General features: G+C 65.2%; 12 protein-coding genes and 1 pseudogene. 9 read left to right on the top strand and 4 right to left on the bottom strand.

Annotation, left to right across the window (positions count from 1 at the left end; translation table 11 throughout):
- Positions 1-133: 133 nt before the first annotated feature.
- The gene (locus tag ACQCSZ_RS07255; RefSeq protein WP_427007360.1) at positions 134-3877 is read right to left on the bottom strand and encodes a putative Ig domain-containing protein; all 3744 of its coding nucleotides are present in this window, start codon (positions 3875-3877) and stop codon (positions 134-136) included.
- 481 nt (positions 3878-4358) lie between these two features.
- Here ACQCSZ_RS07255 and ACQCSZ_RS07250 point away from each other — a divergent pair.
- Positions 4359-4909: pseudogene (locus ACQCSZ_RS07250) on the top strand (PDDEXK nuclease domain-containing protein).
- 147 nt (positions 4910-5056) lie between these two features.
- Here ACQCSZ_RS07250 and ACQCSZ_RS07245 read toward each other — a convergent pair.
- Positions 5057-6952 (bottom strand): plasmid pRiA4b ORF-3 family protein, encoded by a 1896-nt coding sequence (locus tag ACQCSZ_RS07245; RefSeq protein ID WP_427007359.1) that lies wholly within the window; start codon positions 6950-6952, stop codon positions 5057-5059.
- 465 nt (positions 6953-7417) lie between these two features.
- Here ACQCSZ_RS07245 and ACQCSZ_RS07240 point away from each other — a divergent pair, with 465 nt between their 5' ends.
- The 4 genes from ACQCSZ_RS07240 (at position 7418) to ACQCSZ_RS07225 (ending at position 10627) form a co-directional block, all read left to right on the top strand.
- Entirely contained in the window at positions 7418-7891 is a 474-nt protein-coding gene (locus ACQCSZ_RS07240; RefSeq protein ID WP_427007358.1) for a DUF4383 domain-containing protein, read from the top strand.
- A 166-nt stretch (positions 7892-8057) separates the two neighbouring features.
- Positions 8058-9587, top strand: a complete 1530-nt coding sequence (locus ACQCSZ_RS07235) for an FAD-dependent oxidoreductase (RefSeq protein WP_427007357.1) — start codon at positions 8058-8060, stop codon at positions 9585-9587.
- Between the two features lie 225 nt (positions 9588-9812).
- Positions 9813-10115 (top strand): antibiotic biosynthesis monooxygenase family protein, encoded by a 303-nt coding sequence (locus tag ACQCSZ_RS07230; RefSeq protein WP_427007356.1) that lies wholly within the window; start codon positions 9813-9815, stop codon positions 10113-10115.
- Between the two features lie 269 nt (positions 10116-10384).
- Positions 10385-10627: a hypothetical protein gene (locus tag ACQCSZ_RS07225; protein ID WP_427007355.1), complete on the top strand. Its 243-nt coding sequence runs from the start codon at positions 10385-10387 to the stop codon at positions 10625-10627.
- Positions 10628-10668: 41 nt separating this feature from the next.
- Here the strand turns inward: ACQCSZ_RS07225 and ACQCSZ_RS07220 are convergent, their stop codons facing one another.
- Entirely contained in the window at positions 10669-11403 is a 735-nt protein-coding gene (locus ACQCSZ_RS07220; RefSeq protein WP_427007354.1) for an NUDIX hydrolase, read from the bottom strand.
- A 107-nt stretch (positions 11404-11510) separates the two neighbouring features.
- Between ACQCSZ_RS07220 and ACQCSZ_RS07215 the strand changes: the two genes are divergently transcribed.
- The 4 genes from ACQCSZ_RS07215 to ACQCSZ_RS07200 all read left to right on the top strand — a co-directional run bounded on the left by ACQCSZ_RS07215 (position 11511) and on the right by ACQCSZ_RS07200 (position 15482).
- Entirely contained in the window at positions 11511-12572 is a 1062-nt protein-coding gene (locus ACQCSZ_RS07215; protein ID WP_427007353.1) for an SPFH domain-containing protein, read from the top strand.
- A gap of 9 nt (positions 12573-12581) precedes the next feature.
- Complete coding sequence (locus ACQCSZ_RS07210) at positions 12582-13478, top strand: hypothetical protein (protein ID WP_427007352.1); 897 nt, start codon at positions 12582-12584, stop codon at positions 13476-13478.
- Positions 13479-13759: 281 nt separating this feature from the next.
- Positions 13760-14671: an SDR family oxidoreductase gene (locus ACQCSZ_RS07205; protein ID WP_427007351.1), complete on the top strand. Its 912-nt coding sequence runs from the start codon at positions 13760-13762 to the stop codon at positions 14669-14671.
- A 76-nt stretch (positions 14672-14747) separates the two neighbouring features.
- A complete protein-coding gene (locus tag ACQCSZ_RS07200; protein ID WP_427007350.1) occupies positions 14748-15482 on the top strand; it encodes a hypothetical protein in 735 nt (244 codons plus the stop codon).
- 5 nt (positions 15483-15487) lie between these two features.
- Here the strand turns inward: ACQCSZ_RS07200 and ACQCSZ_RS07195 are convergent, their stop codons facing one another.
- Positions 15488-16438 (bottom strand): 5'-3' exonuclease, encoded by a 951-nt coding sequence (locus ACQCSZ_RS07195; protein ID WP_427007349.1) that lies wholly within the window; start codon positions 16436-16438, stop codon positions 15488-15490.
- Positions 16439-16710: the final 272 nt, after the last annotated feature.

Below are 16710 nucleotides of genomic sequence, written 5' to 3'. Positions count from 1 at the left end.
ACGAGGTGACCGCGTCGGGGCTGACCCCGTTGGTGGCGGTGACCGTGAAGGTTGCCGGGCCGGCCGTGGCCGGGGTGCCGGAAAGGACCCCGGTCTGGATATGCCACTCGGCGAGCCCGGTACATGTGGGAGCCTATGGGGCGGCGAGGATTTCGATGAGCGCCAGGTTCCACCGATCGGTGGTGGGGGCGGTGTCGTTGATGGTGACGACGGTTCCGCTGGTGGCTGTTAGCCCGGTTTGGCGCTGCACCCAATACGTATCGCCTGCCTGGGCGAAGTACTGATCAACCAGAGTCTGGGCCGGCCCGACGGTTCGGGCCAGCGAAGCGTCCCAGTCGGTTCCAACGCCCCAGACCCATGATCCGGCGCGGGTGGTGGTGAGGCTGGCGCTCGGTGGTCCGGAGGCGGCGCTGGCCCCGGCTGTGGCGCCATTGGTGGTAGCGGCATTATTGAACGCCACGACGGTCATGGCTGACTGCCACGAGCCCGAGTTCTGGGTGGCGGTAATGGTGGCATTGGTGAGCGGGAGGGGGGAAACCGCCTGCCATATTTCGGCTGTGCCGGCCTGGGCGTTGGTGCGCCGACGGAGCGTCCAGGTGAGGCCGCCGCCGCTGACCGATCTCATGGATTCGCTGCCGCCGCGGCTGGGGCCGTCGGAGCTGATGAAGGCAAGTATCAGCTGGTTGCTCCCAGTGGTTGTGAGGCCGGCGACGCTGACTGTCGCGGCCCTGGTGCCCTGATGGGCGGTCACGAGTTTATCGACGCTGATGGTCCGCACGCCGGAGGCTGTAGCCGTGGCGATGTTCGAGGGAGCACTGACGTTCCCGGCCGCATCCTGTGCCGTGACGGTGTAGCTGTAGGTGCTGCCTGCGATTACCGATCCATCGACGAAAGAGGTGCCGGCGGCGGTGCCGACGGGTAACCCGTTGCGGGAAATGTTGTAGCGGGTGACGCCGACGTTGTCGGTGCTGGCACTCCAGGCCAAGGAGATCTGGCCGGCGCCGGCCACGGCGGAGAGGTTTGTGGGGGCGGTAGGGGCAGTCGTGTCCGGGTTCACGGTGATCGTGATGGATGAAGTGACCGCGTCGGGGCTGACCCCGTTGGTGGCGGTGACCGTGAACGTTGCAGTGCCCGTCGTGGTGGGTGTGCCGGAGAGGACCCCGGTGGTGGTGTTCAGGCCCAGCCCGGCGGGCAGGGCGCCGGAGGAGACCCTGAAGGTCGGGGCCGGGTTACCGGACGCGGCGAACGTGTACGTGTAGGCGGTGCCGACCGCGGCGGTGGCCGGGGGCGCGGCCGCGGTGAACACCGGGGCTGCCTGGGCGGGGTTCACCGTGATCGTGACCGGTGGGGTGACCGCGTCGGGGCTGACCCCGTTCGTGGCGGTGACCGTAAACGTTGCGCTGAATGGGGCAGCGATTGCCGCTACGCCTACCGTGTTTGCGTTGCGCGGGAGCCCGTAAGCATCCTGGATCATGCCAAGCATGCTGTAGTGATTGATTGTCTGCGGGTAGTTGCCGGGGATGACGTTGGCGCCGTTGAAGAACGCTGCGATTTTGTTCGGGCTTACCGATGAATCATTTTCATCCCATGTGGTGATCAGCAGTGAGTTGTGGGTTTTGGCCCATTGCAGGTACGCGTCCACGTGGTTCTTTGCCCACGTGTCACCGGTGCCTACGGAACAGTCGTGCATGTCGTTGCAACTGTCGGGGACGACAAAGGACACGGTCGGCAGCGTCGTAAAGTCAGTCGGCCACGCGCTGTAATCGAGGCGTTCCGATGACGGGATGGACGCCCAGTTGTTCCATGGGGAGTGGTAAGCGAGATAGTTCGTTCCCGAGGTCTGGCCTTCGGCATATCCCGTAAACGTTTTGCCTGCTGCTTTTAGCTGGCCTTCAAGCATCGTGGTGGTGAAGCTATGCGGGAAGCTGTCATCCGTGATCCCCTGCGTAGAGCCTGAGAAGAACGCGAGATAGTTCGGCTGCGAAGGGTGGCCTTCCGCGAACGTCTGCGTCATGTTTGCGCCCGATGTGGCGAGGGAGTTCAGGTAGGGTGCGCTGGGGTTGCCGAGAATGGAAGTGTCCTTTTGGTTCTCGTCAATCAGGATGACGATGTGGTCCCATGTTGCGACCCTGGTGGGGGTGCCGGAGAGGACCCCGGTGGTGGGGTTAAGGCTCAGCCCGGCGGGCAGGGCACCGGAGGACACCCTGAAGGTCGGGGCCGGGTTACCGGACGCGGCGAAGGTGTAGGTGTAGGCGGCACCGACGGTGGCTGTGGCCGGGGGCGTCGCCGCGGTGAACACCGGGGCTGCCTGGGCGGCATTCACGGTGATCGTGATGGATGAAGTGACCGCGTCGGGGCTGACCCCGTTGGTGGCGGTGACCGTGAACGTTGCAGTGCCCGTCGTGGTGGGTGTGCCGGAGAGGACCCCGGTGGTGGTGTTCAGGCCCAGCCCGGCGGGCAGGGCGCCGGAGGAGACCCTGAAGGTCGGGGCCGGGTTACCGGACGCGGCGAACGTGTACGTGTAGGCGGTGCCGACCGCGGCGGTGGCCGGGGGCGCGGCCGCGGTGAACACCGGGGCGGTAGGGGTGGTCGTGTCCGGGTTCACGGTGATCGTGATGGATGAAGTCACCGCGTCGGGGCTGACCCCGTTGGTGGCGGTGACCGTGAACGTTGCCGTGCCCGCCGTCGTCGGGGTGCCGGAGAGGACTCCGGTGGTGGTGTTCAGGCCCAGCCCGGCGGGCAGGGTCCCGGAGGACACACTGAAGGTCGGGGCCGGGTTGCCGTTCGCGGCGAAGGTGTACGTGTAGGCGCTGCCGACCGCGGCGGTGGCCGGGGGCGCGGCCGCGGTGAACACCGGGGCTGCCTGGGCGGGGTTCACCGTGATCGTGACCGGTGGGGTGACCGCGTCGGGGCTGACCCCGTTCGTGGCGGTGACCGTGAACGTTGCCGTGCCCGCCGTCGTCGGGGTGCCGGAAAGGACCCCCGTGGTGGTGTTCAGGCCCAGCCCGGCGGGCAGGGCACCGGAGGACACACTGAAGGTCGGGGCCGGGTTACCGGACGCGGCGAAGGTGTACGTGTAGGCGGTGCCGACGGTGGCGGTGGCCGGGGGCGCGGCCGCGGTGAACACGGGGGGTGCCGGTGAGCCGCTTTTGATAATGATGTCGTCGACATAGCTGTCGCCCATCTGGCTGGAGTGTTCGGATCCGAGCTGCACGGTCGACAAGGTGGTGAACCCGGTGCTGACCTGGTTGCTGGAATAGACGAGAGCGCTGTCAAACCAGACCTGAATCGTTGTCGCGCTTGCGTTGGGAATGATCTGCATGACGACGTGGTGCCAGGAGCTGAGGGGGATGCTGGAGGACAGCAGGCGTGTGTAGACGAATGCGCCGGTTGGTGACGTTACACGCAGCCAGAGCTGGCCGTTGCTGTTGTAGCGGTATACGTCTGCGATCCGCGTGGTTCCGGAGAAGAACCGGAAATAGGGTACGTCGCTGCCGGTCAGGCCGGCCGTGGTGATGTTGAACCAGCCGTCTGCGTACGCGGACGGGGTGCCTGCGGGCAGGGGTGCCGAGAGGTAGGCGAGGGAGGTGGGGTCCGAGGTTACGTGGAGGTAGGCGGCGCAGCCGCCTGTGTGTGCCAGAGCTGAAGAGACTGTGGCGGTTCCGGTTCCGACGGTGTTAACGCTGAACGGGGCCAGGGTTCCTGATTCGAAGTTGTCGGCCACGACGGTGGCGCCAGGGTACGGGTCGGTCGGTGCGGGCGTGGTGGGCTGGCAGTTTGTGGTGGCTGCAGAGGCGACCTCTGCGGTGGGTATGCCCGTTCCCAGCAGTGGCGCCAGAAGCAGTCCGATAAGACCCAGCCTTGCTAAGAACCGCATAACTCCCCCTGCATTGATAAAGCCTGTTATCGCCGGCACCTGGCCGTATGACCGAAGTCTGCCCCCGTATCGCGTTCGTATGGCTTTGGGGCAGACGACCTGCGAGACAATCCGCTGCCGGCGGGCAACCCCTTGCATCGGTTGGCCGAAATGACGGCTGAGTCCGGAGCCTATAGGCCCGGCAAGCTACGGGTCACCAGTGGACACTACTTGTTTTCTTGGACGGAACCACCCGGGTTCCTTGGGTCTCAGAGTGTTCGTGTCAACGTCGGGTGATCCTTGAGCGCCTTTCGTCGATCGAAAAAATACTTGGGCCTTGAGCGTTTGCCCCGCCGATCGATGTGGGCGGTCTCAGCCGGTGCTGCCGCCACTGTAATGAGCACGAAGGCAACATTTGAAGCCAGCGACATCCGTTTCGGGAAACTTCGTCCCTATTTCCACAAGGTCGTCGTTGCACCGTTCGGAGGCGTTTGCTCGACCGATGTTTTGGTTCTTGCCGTGGAGCAACCATGTGCTGCTGCTGGAGAAGCTCACCGAGCCGGAGGCTCGGCTCTGGTACATGTCCGCTGCCATCGACGATGGCTGGTCCCATAGCGTTCTCCGCCACGATGCCGCCGTCGGCTCTGACCTTGCCCAGCAGTCGTTCAAGGACCCATATGTCTTTTACTTCGTGTCCATGACCGGCAAAAGGAACGAACGCGAGCTCGAGGGCCAGTTGGTCCTGCACGTGGAGAAATTCCTCCTGGAACCCGGTCAGGGCTTCGCCTACGTGGGCCGGCAGGTCCGGTTGACGATCGGCGAGGACGGGTTTTTCGCCGATCTGCTGTTCTACAACTTCAAGCTGCGCGGCTTCGTGGTGGTCGAGCTGAAAGCCACCTGGGCCAGATCAACATGTACATGTCCGCTGTGGACGATCTCCTGGGCCACGCTGACGACCAGCCGACCATCGGGCTGCTGCTGTGCAAGACCAGGAACAATGTGGTGGCTAAGTACTCCATGCGTGGATTCTCCAACGCGGATTCTCCAAACTGACCGGGATCGCCGAATGGGAATCCGAGATGGTGAAGCCGCTGCCCGAGGAATTCGCCTCCACGCTGCCCAGGATCAGCGACCTCGAAGCCGAACTTTCAGGCGATATTTCAGATTGACTTCTGGTCAGCCAGGGCGAACCGGGAGCCGTCAGATGCGATCTGACAGCTCCCCGTTGGCCTGTTCCACGTCGAAGGCTTTGGGATCCAACGTCTCGCCCGGCCGCAGTCCCAGCCACTCCCGGTATTCCCCGTGCTCCTCGTGGCGTGGATCGTTGACGGCCTGGACGATGTTCTCCCAGCCCCAGATGCCGCCGCTGTCCTCCGCCGGCGCGGCACCGCGGCCAGCGGTGCACCGCGGGAGCTGCCCGCCGCCGTCGTCGGCCGCCAGAATTTTCTCCACCTTGATGCCGTGCACCCAGTTGTCGCCGAAATCGTACGTGTAGGTCATGGTGCTGCCCACGGCCGGGAGCAGTTCACCGACTGTCACCTTCGATTCGTCGAGGGACGGCTCGCCGTAGAAATCATCCTCGCCGTCCGGGTCCACCGGCGCATACGTGGGGCCGCGGAATCCCCCGGTCTGGAACTGGTGCAGGTGGTAGTCCAGCCAGCCGAACAGTGCCTGGATCACCGCGTGCAGCTGAGGCAACGGCATGCCGGCAGGAACCAGGACACGGCGCCAGATGGGCGGCTTCGAATCGTTGAGCATGATTTTCAGCTGCAGAACCGACTGGGCAGCCGGCCGCGGCGCCCTCATCGTCACCCCAGGAGCTGTTGTGTCAGCCGCCGTTGCCTCCCCGTCCGCATCGTCGGGGGCTTCCCCGAGGCCCAGGTCCGCCAGGACCCAGTCATTGTCGAAAGTATCCGCAACGCAGCCGATGAGCGCCGGCGGCACCCGGAAATGAGTGTCGATGGTCAGCAGCCCCAGCTCGGCGAGCGCTTCCAGCCGGCGCACAGCCATGCCGGTCAGCAGGTCTGCCAACTTCTTCTCGGCTTCCGGCGCATGATCCGGGGCGGCTAGGACGCGTTCCACCAACGGCGGATCCGGCGTGGCAGCCGCGATCAGGATCGATGCCTGCAGCCCGGCGATGATCCTTTCCCAAGGCTGGTCCGGATCGTGTCGGACCACAGCCTGCTCCAGGAAACACGCGGTGAAAATGAAGAACTCCGCCAACCGCTCCGAAGGACCGCCGGCCAGGAAGTCTTCGGAGTCTTCGAACGGCACTACCTTCGTTGCCTTGATCTCAATCAGCTCGGCGGCCTCCAGCGCGGCCCACATCTGGGCCAGCAGCGGCACCTCATACATGCTCCGGACCGTCGGTACGGCATCCGCAGAACCCGCAGTGCCCGGCAGCGCGGAATCCGCCCGCCTGGTGTTACCCCTGACGGTCACCCCGACGCAGGCAGCCGCCGCTTCGATCTCCCGCAGGCGAAGCGCACCGGTTCCGGTGACGGGCCTCCCGTCCCCGATCCACCGCAGCAGCGCCGTGGCCCGCTGGATCAGCGGCAGCCCGGAGAAGACCTCCAGGGCCTGTTCTTCGGGAATGTCCGGCACGTCGAGGTAACCCGGTCCGTCATCGTCCTCCGCGATGGTGTCAAAGAACTCCCTGACTCCGGCCAGCTGCTCCACGGATCCGCTCCAGCGGCCGGTTTCGTACAGGAATTCGACGTAGGCGTGAACAGCGTCAATGACGAAGACGGCGTCCTCGACGTCGGACAGCTCGCCGGCAGAATCGGCTGTGGCAGCGACTTCGCCCGAGATCGCGATCGCCAAGGCAACCGGCTCGAAGCCTGTCACCTCCGCCGCGGCCGTGCCGTCCAGATAGCGGCCCATGACGGGTTCAACCTGCTTCAGGCATTCCACAGCGGCGGCGGCGGCGCCGGGTGAGCCGTCGTCGAACCACTGGACGAAAGCCGGCGTGAGCGCGTCCAAGGCACGGCCAGCACGGAAGGTGCTCAGGGAAACAGAACCAGAGGCCTGGGAACCGGGGCCGCCTTTCCCCGCGGGGCCCTTGCCCTTGTGCCGGTTCCTGCTGTTCTTGCTCATGGTGCACCTGCCTGCTAACGAATGAGTTGTTGAGACGACGGTACTGACTCTGAAGACGGCACGCCAGTTTTCGGCCACAGAGCGCGGCGGACTGCAGCCCGAGGCGATCAAGCTGGTCATGGAGCAGACGGAGTCCATGGCGCCGCGGTTCGCCGAGGCGCGGGGGTAGCGCCAGCAAGCCCGTCTGTCTCTCGCGCAGCGCTCGTGCGGGCAGCGCTCGTGCGGGCAGTGGCCGGTATCGACGCCGCGGCCAGCCGGCCGCGGCCGGCCTTCAGCAGTGTCTCAGGATCGTCGACCGGCCCCCGGGCCGAGGCCCCAAAGCCGAGCCCCCAAGGCCCCTGTCTTCCCCTGCACGCGCGCGGTTTTCAGGAGTACTATATGGGCGTCGGCAGGAATCCTGCGACTCCTTGCCGCGAGACCGGTTCTCCATCTGAAGAGCCGGTAATCAGCGTGAAAGGGAGAGTCATGACCACCGCTTCACACCCTGCCCAGCACCACCACATGATGGGGTTGACCCTTCACAGCACCACCATGGGTGTTGGTGCGGTTTTCCTGCTGTTTGGAGTCCTCGGGTTCATCCCGGGGATCACCACCAATTACGGCGCCATGAACTTTGCGGGACATGAGTCCGGGGCCATGCTGCTTGGAGTCTTCCAGGTGTCCGTGCTGCACAACATCGTCCATCTGCTGTTTGGCGCGGCCGGCATTGCCATGGCCAGGACAGACCAGATGGCCCGCTGGTTCCTGCTTGGCGGCGGCATTGTGTACCTGGTCCTGTGGATCTACGGCCTGGTCATTGATATGAACGCGGGCGCCAACTTCGTCCCGTTCAACTCCGCCGACAACTGGCTGCATCTGGTTCTCGGCGTCGGCATGATCGGCCTGGGCCTCTGGCTCGGCAGGGATGCCATTGAAAAGGTGAAAGGAAGCGCCGCATAGCGCCTCCCACGGTTCGTGGAAAACTGACGACGGCGGCCGTCCCCCGGGCGGGAAATCTGCTCTCGGGACGGTCAACGTCATCATCGGCAGAGCGATCCTGACCTGATCGCTTTCGGGCTTCTGGTCGCAGCCACCACCTGTTACCGGGTGATCGGGAGGTTACGCAGTGAATGCCGCATCGAACAGTGAACGGCCCGAAGGTGAACCCGTCTCCCTCTGGGTCGCCACCGCCGGAACCACCGATTATCCCGCCCTGCGCGGGGATATCGACGTCGACGTGGCGGTCATCGGGGCTGGCATCGCCGGGCTGACCACCGCGTTGGCGCTCAAACGCACCGGCCGCACCGTCGCGGTCATCGAGACCGCCCGTGTCGGAACCGGCGTCACCGGCCACACCACCGGCAAGGTCACCTCCCTGCACCGCCTCGCCTACACCGAACTTGAACGCAGCCACGGCGCCGACACCGCCCGCACCTACGGGCAGGCCAACCAGGCCGCGATCGAACACATCGCGCACGTGGTGGCCGAAGAGGGCATCGACTGCGGCTTCCGCCGCGTCGCCAACTACACCTACGCCGAAACCGACGACGCCGTTGCCCGGGTCCGGGAGGAAGCGGCCCTTGCCGTACGGCTCGGCCTTCCCGCCGCCTTCACCACCGATGTGCCGCTGCCTTTGGCCGTCAAGGGCGCGGTCCGGTTCGACGGGCAGGCGCAAATCCATACCGTGCAGTACCTGCAGGGTATCGCCCAGGCGGTCAATGGTGGGGGCAGTTTCGTCTTCGAGGGAACACGCGCGCAGCGGATCCGCGACGGCTCCCCGGGCATGGTCGACACCGGGAGCGGCACCGTCCGCGCCCGTGACATCATCGTCGCCACGAATGTTCCGTTCGGCGGCCAGGGCCTGTTTTACGTGCGGTGCCATCCGCACCGCTCCTACCTCGTCGCCGGACGGGTGGACACCCCGCCGCTGGACGCCACGTTCATCAGCGCCGAGGAACCGCTGCGGTCCATCCTGACCGCCAGCGTTGGCGGCACGAGTTACGTGCTCACCGGCGGCGAAGGCCACCGCGTGTCCGAGGCCGGCGACACCGCCGGGCGGTACCGCAGGCTCGCCGCCTTCGCCCACGAGCGCCTCGGCGTCGGCGAGATCGCCTACCGCTGGTCAACGCAGGACGGCATCCCGCTCGACGGGCTCCCCTACGTCGGGCGCATGTCCCCCGCCGCCAAGCACGTATACGTGATCACCGGCCTGCGCAAATGGGGCCTGTCCAACGGAACCGCCGCCGCCCTCATTCTCGCCGACACCCTCAACGGCCGGGAGAACCGCTGGGCCCCGGCGTTCAACAGCAACCGGATCACCCCGGCAGCCAGCGCGAGACGGTTCATTAAGGAGAACACCAGGACTGCGGCAGCCATCCTGGCCGGCAAACTCCGCGGCCGGCCCAGCCACGCGGCCCTGGCCCCGGGAGAGGGAGCAGTCATCAAAGTCAACGGCGAGAGCACTGCCGTCTACAAAGACGCGGACGGGCAGGTCCACGCCGTCTCGGCGATCTGCACCCATCTGGGCTGCACCGTCGGCTTCAACCCCTCCGACGCCACCTGGGACTGCCCCTGCCACGGCTCCCGGTTCGCCACCGACGGCACCGTCATCCAAGGACCTGCCGCCAAGAACCTCCCACCCCGGCCGGCCCCCTGACCGCCGCACGAGATGACCCCGCTTTTCCATCAACACGGATACGAGCAAGTAAGGATGCCGCTTCGGGAGCTGCTCACAATCCTCGGCCACGACCCTGACGCCTGACGCCGTTGGGGCAGGTCTTCAGGTCCGTGGCGGTATCGAGAAATTCATAGATCCTGAGTAAATTGCGGTTCCGAGGTCCCGGGCGAGGAAATCTCTATGGGAATCTGCGACACTGAGCCAATGCTTACGGAACACGCGCTGCTGCCAGTCATTTCCGGCCTGGAAAAAGATTTTGAGGCAGCGTTCGATCAGGCTCGATTGATTATTGCGTCGATGCCTGGCTTTGTCACGATGTCGCTCTCGCGTTCAATCGAATCGCCCAACACCTACTTACTGCTCGTGCAATGGGATCGTCTGGAGGATCACACCGTGGGTTTCAGAGGATCTCCGCAGTATCAGGAGTGGCGCGCGCTATTGCACCGCTTTTACGAGCCATTTCCCTTGGTCGAGCACTACGAGCTGGTGAGCGATACTCCTCGATAAAGATCGCTCCGGCAAGGCGGCCACAAAATTTCCCGACCCTGCCGGCGTCCGACTCCGATCTTGCACCGACGATACCGACGATACCGATGTGAATTTGGCAACGGTATGGATAGTCCGGCAAATCCTAATGCGGCGAAGACGAGGCGGACAGTTGGGCTTGATGCTCATGCGCCGGCCTGCTCCGAGTCGCGTGCTCTTTCCAGACCGCCCAGGACGAGCTCAAGTCCGAAAGTGAAATCGTCGGAGTAGTCGTAGCCTCGCCGGAGCACATGCTTCGCCATGAGCTCGACGAGGTAGGGGTATTCGTCAACGGGCAGGTATCCTGCATCTTCGTCGTGGCCCTTCTGGACATCGTCGTGGCCGGTGCGTGGTACGCCCTCTTCAAACCGGTGAACCGCCGCCTTTCAGCCACGGCCGCCTGGGTCATCAGCCTCGGCCTCTTCGGCATCTACCTCGTGCTGATCGGCTACCTGGCCTTCCGTTCCGGATTTATGGCCAAGACCGTCCGCTGACCGGCACACCTCCCCAGCGGGCAGTCACGATTGCATGGGCGTCAGTCACGCGGTCGCATGAGCGGCGGGTTGAGCACGGCCCGCGTCGGCCGGCCCGCGGCCGGACGGGCTGCCCCGGCCAGCCGGAAAAGCGCCGCAGGGCGGCCGGCCTCGCCCGTCGTCATCCGCCCTGTGTCTTCCAGGAAACCCGGCGTTCCCGTGGCCTTGCGGTGGAAATTCCGAGGGTCCAGGCGCGTGCCCCACACGGCCTCATAGACAGCCCGGAGCTGGGCGACGGTGAACTCATCGCCGCAAAAGGCCGCCCCCAGCGGCGAGTATTCGAGCTTTGACTTCGCCCGCTCCAAGGCGTCACCGAGGATCCGCTCGTGGTCAAACGCGAGCTGCAGCCCGCCATCCAGGACCCGGCCGGCCGGGTACCATGCGGCGTGCTCGGCGTCGCTCCCGGCGGACAGGACGGGAAAGTTGGGTGCGAGCAGCAGGTGGGCCACCGTGAGCACATCCCCGCGCGGGTCCCGCCCCCTCGGACCGTAGCTCCCCAGCTGTTCCAGGTGGCCAGGGACCTGCCCGACGCCGGTCTCCTCCGCCAGTTCGCGGCCCGCCGCAGTCACCAGGTCCTCGCCGGCCAGCACGAAACCGCCCGGCAGGGCGAGCCTGCCGCGGAACGGCTCGATGAGGCGGGTGATAAGCAGGACGTTCAGGACGCCGTCGAACACGGTGAGGGCGACGACGTCGACCGTCACCGGGAAGCGCGCGGGCGCCGGATGGGATGCAGGCATGAACCCATCGTAGGTATTTATCGTCACCTTGACAATAACTCGAAGCCGGCCCTATCGTTCAGTTATCGTCAACTTGACGACAACATCGAGCGGTTTAGGAGAAACCCATGGCCAGCATCAATCGCTACCCCTGGATCAGCCACTTCCTGGGGAGCCCAACCGGCTATGTCGTCCACCTGCAGAAGGGCGGGGTCAGGCACCAGGGCGTGGGCCAGGCCTTCTGGTACCGCCCCGCGAACTCCGTGCTCAGCGAGGTTCCCGTGGATGACCAGGAACTGCCCACGCTCTTCCACGCCATCACCCGCGACCACCAGGACGTCAGCGTCCAGGCCAACGTGACGTACCGCTTCATCGACCCGGTATCCGTGTCCAGCCGGCTCGACTTCGGCCTCCAGCCGGCCGGCGGGTCGCAGGCGGCCGGGAAGGAGCAGGTGGCCACCATCATCGGCCAGCTGTGCCAGAGCCACGCCATCGACCAGATCGCCACCACCACGCTCGCCGAGGCCCTGGAGCGCGGAGTCAGCCAGCTCCGACACGTCCTCACCGAAGCCCTCCGCGCGGACACCCGGCTCCTCTCCACCGGCATCGAGATCCTTGGGGTGCAGGTCCTGGCGGTCCGGCCGGAGTCCGACGTCGAACGGGCCCTGCAGACGCCGGTCCGGGAACAGCTCCAGGCCGAAGCCGACCGGGCCGTGTACGAACGCCGGGCCGTCGCCGTCGAGCGCGAACGGACCATCTCCGAGAACGAGATGGCGAGCCAGATCGAACTGGCCACCCGTCGCGAAAACCTGGTCGCCCAGGAAGGCGCCAACGCGCGGCGTCAGGCCGAGGAAAAAGCCGCAGCGGGCCTCATTGCGGCGCAGGCTTCGGCCGAACGCAAGGGCATCAACGCCTCCGCCGAAGCGAACCAGATCCGGCTCGTAGGCGAGGCAGCCGCGGCACGCGAGGCCGCCACCATGGAGGTCTACAGCGGCATGGAACAGGCCACCCTGCTGGCACTGGCCCTCCGCGACGCAGCCGCATCATTGCCCAGCATCGGGAACCTCACCATCACCCCGGACCTGCTCAGCGGGGCACTTGCCGGGCTGTTCCGGGAGCCTGCAGGCGGCACGGTCCACGCTGCTGCAGCCCGTGTTGCAGCCGGCACCGCCGGCAGCGTCGGGAAGTAGGATCCGGTCATGGCAAACCCCCGTCTCGTCATCGTCCACCGGCGGACCGAGCTCCAGGAACTCCTGGACCGGCACGCCACCCGCGGCCAGGCCGAATTCTTCCTGCGCACTCGCGGCCGCACCCTCCAGGACGTACAGGAGCACCATGACCGGCTCACCGCGGCCCTGGTTGCCGTCCGCGCCGCGGTTCCGGCCGAGTGGCGTCACGCCGAGGTGGAGCGCACGGACCTGAGCCGCTTCCTGCTCACACGTGAGGACATCATCGCGGTGGTCGGCCAGGACGGGCTCGTGGCCAACGCGGCGAAGTACCTCAACTGCCAGCCCGTCATCGGGATCGATCCCGAGCCGGGAAAGAATCCGGGTGTCCTGGTCCGGCACACGCCCGACGCGGCGGCAAAGCTGCTGCAGGACGTCGCCCTGGCCGGGCAGGAGCGGCTGCGCTGCCAGGAACTCGCCACAGTGACGGCACGGCTCGACGACGGACAGGAACTCTCGGGACTCAACGAGGTTTTCATCGGGCACGCCTCGCACCAGTCGGCCCGATACCGGCTCACGGCCCCCGGCGGCCAGGCCGAACGCCACTCCTCTTCGGGCCTGATCGTCTCCACGGGCACGGGCGCCACCGGCTGGTGCGCATCCATCGCCCTGGAACGCGGAGGACGCGCCCTGCCGGCACCGGCGGACCCCCGGCTCGCGTGGTTCGTCCGCGAGGCCTGGCCGTCCCCCATCACCGGAACCTCCCTGACCGAGGGTGTGCTGGAGGCGGGCGAATCACTCCGTGTCACCGTTGCATCCGACCAGCTCGTGGTGTTCGGCGACGGCATGGAAGACGACCGCCTCACCGCATCCTGGGGCCAGGAAATCACGGTGCAGTTGGGCGAACGGCCGCTGCGGCTTGTGGGGTAGGAGCCCACTGCGAGCAAACCCAACGAAGCCGCTCTCGACTGGACTCCGATCGTCTCCGACCAGAAACCATACCCAGAGGGTTTGGCTTCTCTCGCATCCGGGGAGAGCCCCGCGAGATATAGAAGGGGTTCAAGTGTGAGAGTCCGGTTAAATAGGGAGTGCCCCTCTAACAGGTGGCGGTCCGAGCCATCCTGTCACGGCCGGGGCTTGCGGCAGCGTCCCGGGTGAGTAGATTTGCTTCACGCAGGGTGTCCACGGGTTCGACTGCACTGGAGGCGACGATGACTGGTAATGGACCCGTCCTGGTGGTGGGCGGCACCGGCATGCTGGGCAGCCAAGTGGTGGCCCAGCTGCTGTCACGCGGAAAACAAGTACGTGCCTTGGTGCGCCCGGGTTCCGACGCGACCCGCCTGGAAGCCGCCGGGGCCACCATCGCCCGTGGCGACATGATGGACCTTGACTCGCTGATCCGCGCGATGGACGGCGCCGACAGCGTGATCACCACGGCGGCAGGCTACACGCGGCACAGCAAAGGGGACACCCCTCAAATCGACACCATAGGCAACAGCAACCTCGCCGAAGCCGCCAGACGCACCCACGTTCGCAGATTCGTGCTGACGAGCATCCTCACCTGTGACCAGACTCCGGACGTTCCGCATTTCTGGCACAAGAAGCTGGCCGAGGACCGGCTCGAGGAACTCGGCGTCCCGTTCGTGGCGCTACGCCCGGGCGCATTCCTTGACCAGGTCACCCGTTTCGGTGGAGACCCTTTCAGCAAAGGGCGCCTCACGTGGCTCGGGTCCCCGCGCATTCCGTTGACCTTCGTCCTCACACCTGACCTGGCCGGCTACCTGGCAGCCGCAACGGACACACCCGGCATCGACGGGCAGCGCATAGATATCGGCTGGGACCGACCGGTCAGCATGCAGGAAGTCGCTGAGATCTCCGGCAGGCTCCTCCGCAAACGGATCCGCGTCCGGACAATCCCCACCGGACTCATCCGCGCCGCCGGCACTGTCCTCGGACCGATCAACCCCATCGTCAAGGACATGGGAGCGATGGCCGGCTGGTTTCAGTCCGGCCGCTACGTCGCCGACACCACCCGACAACGCGAAGTCTTCGGCGCCGTACCAGCCGCCGAGGACGCCATAACCCGCCTCCTCAACAGCCTCGGACACCCGGTCAGACACTAAGCGCGCAGGAACAGGCTCAAATCACCGTTCTACCCTCAATCGATAAAAGGCCTATTCGGAAGGGGCGGGAATCGTTATGAATTCAAAAACTAGAATGTTCGTTGGCATCATCGCTTTATTGATAATAATGGCCGGCGGGGCATTATGGTACTTTAACAATTCAAGAAATGACGCAAGCGACTACAGTCCGCAGATCAAACCAGCGGAATTCACCGCGAAGATTACAAACAAGCATTTCGCACTTCCCGTAGGCAAGAAGTTGACTTATGAGAGTACGGATCAACGAGGAATCACCGAGAGAATCGAGATTGAGATCCTCCAGGAATCAAAGATCATTGAGGGCGTTGAGACGGCCATCTATCTGGACAAGGTGTATAACAACGGGCAGCTTGTCGAGGAAACCAGAGATTACCTGGCTCAACACAAAAACGGAGACGTATGGTACTTTGGCGAGGACGTGAATAACTTTCTAAATGGAACTTTGCTCAATCATTCAGGCAGCTTTATTCATGGAAAGGATGGTGCGAAAGCTGGTATTTGGATGAAGGCCGAGCAGCGGGTGGGCGACTCCTACAGGCAAGAATATTACGTAGGAAAAGCCGAAGATATGCGAGACACTCTCGCCACAGGCTTGACCGTGTCCACGAAATTTGGCACATACACCGACTGCGTCAAGGTCTACGACTGGACGCCGCTTGAGAAAAACTCCAGAGAGCATAAGTACTACTGCCCCAAGGTCAGTTCGCTAGTTCTTATTGAGGACTTGGAAACCGGCCAACGGTCAGAACTCACAAACATTGTCGTTCCCTAAGCATTTCAATTGTGGAAGCCGACGTTCCCGTCAAGCGCTTCAAGGAGTCGCCTGACCGAGCCGCCGAGGTTCCACTCTGTGGCGAGACGCTCGAGTTCGGCACGCGCACCGCCGACGACAGGGTGCAGCTGCGCGCCCGCCTCCTCGAGCGTGGGCAGCTCAAGGTTACGCACGATCTTCACTACGGCGGGCGCGACCGCGAGGTAGTCCGCCGCCGCGGCGAGCTTCGCCCGCTCGGAGGCGGACAGCCCGCTTCCCGCATCCGTCGCCGCCGCAAGCAGCCCGTCGAGCGTGCCGTACTCTCCGAGCAGCGACGCGGCAGTCTTCTCGCCGATGCCGGCGACACCCGGCAGCCCGTCGGAGGCATCGCCGCGGAGCGTCGCATAGTCGGCGTACTGCTCCGGCAGCACGCGGTATTTGCCGACGACGACGGCGTCGGTCACCACTTCGAGGTTCCTCATGCCGCGCGCGGTGTAGATCACCCGCACCTGGCGGGCGTCGTCGACGACCTGGAAGAGATCCCGGTCGCCCGTCACCACGTCGACCGGAAACCCTGCGTGGCTGGCGAAGGTGCCGACGACGTCGTCGGCTTCATGTTCGGCAGCCCCCACGACGGCGATGCCGGCGAGGTCGAGCACGCGGCGGATCATCGGAAGCTGCGCCTCGAGCGCATCCGGCACGACCTCCACGTCAGGGGCACCTACTACCACCTCGGCGACCCGATGCGACTTGTAGCTCGGGATGAGGTCGACCCGCCACTGGGGGCGCCAATCGTCGTCCCAGCACGCCACGAGATGCGTCGCGCCGTAGTCAGTGGTGAGCCGCGCGATCATGTCGAGCAGCCCGCGGACGGCGTTCACGGGCGTGCCGTCGGCGCGGCGGATCGTATCGGGCACACCGTAGAAGGCGCGAAAGTACAGCGACGCAGTGTCGAGCAGCATCAGGCGGCGGGGCATAACTGATCCTGACACGGATGCGCCTGGTCGCGCTGGACCGTCACGGTTTCGTGTTGGCCCGGTTACCACCGCCTCGCGCTCATCCAGAAGCTCAGCGACACGGAAACCCGCCTCTGGTACGACGCCGCCGTCGTCGAACACGGCTGGTCGCTGGACCACTTCCGCTCCCGCGTAACGCCGAGGCAGCAGCAGTCCACGCGCCTGGTCACGGACAAACCAAATGGTTGACCGCGCGTTCCCAGTAGGCTGAATCTCACACATGATGGACAGGA

Source organism: Pseudarthrobacter sp. H2, assembly GCF_050157045.1.
In the GTDB taxonomy this organism is placed as follows: Bacteria; Actinomycetota; Actinomycetes; order Actinomycetales; family Micrococcaceae; genus Arthrobacter.
This window is presented reverse-complemented; position numbering and strand designations above follow the sequence as displayed.

Excerpts from the sequence above, each read along its gene's own strand:
- ACQCSZ_RS07200 (WP_427007350.1), top strand. The coding sequence starts at position 14,748 with ATGAATTCAAAAACTAGAATGTTCGTTGGCATCATCGCTTTATTGATA.
- ACQCSZ_RS07255 (WP_427007360.1), bottom strand. The coding sequence starts at position 3,877 with ATGCGGTTCTTAGCAAGGCTGGGTCTTATCGGACTGCTTCTGGCGCCA.
- ACQCSZ_RS07220 (WP_427007354.1), bottom strand. The coding sequence starts at position 11,403 with ATGCCTGCATCCCATCCGGCGCCCGCGCGCTTCCCGGTGACGGTCGAC.
- ACQCSZ_RS07225 (WP_427007355.1), top strand. The coding sequence starts at position 10,385 with ATGCTTCGCCATGAGCTCGACGAGGTAGGGGTATTCGTCAACGGGCAG.
- ACQCSZ_RS07215 (WP_427007353.1), top strand. The coding sequence starts at position 11,511 with ATGGCCAGCATCAATCGCTACCCCTGGATCAGCCACTTCCTGGGGAGC.
- ACQCSZ_RS07240 (WP_427007358.1), top strand. The coding sequence starts at position 7,418 with ATGACCACCGCTTCACACCCTGCCCAGCACCACCACATGATGGGGTTG.
- ACQCSZ_RS07210 (WP_427007352.1), top strand. The coding sequence starts at position 12,582 with ATGGCAAACCCCCGTCTCGTCATCGTCCACCGGCGGACCGAGCTCCAG.
- ACQCSZ_RS07205 (WP_427007351.1), top strand. The coding sequence starts at position 13,760 with ATGACTGGTAATGGACCCGTCCTGGTGGTGGGCGGCACCGGCATGCTG.
- ACQCSZ_RS07245 (WP_427007359.1), bottom strand. The coding sequence starts at position 6,952 with ATGAGCAAGAACAGCAGGAACCGGCACAAGGGCAAGGGCCCCGCGGGG.
- ACQCSZ_RS07230 (WP_427007356.1), top strand. The coding sequence starts at position 9,813 with ATGCTTACGGAACACGCGCTGCTGCCAGTCATTTCCGGCCTGGAAAAA.
- ACQCSZ_RS07195 (WP_427007349.1), bottom strand. The coding sequence starts at position 16,438 with ATGCCCCGCCGCCTGATGCTGCTCGACACTGCGTCGCTGTACTTTCGC.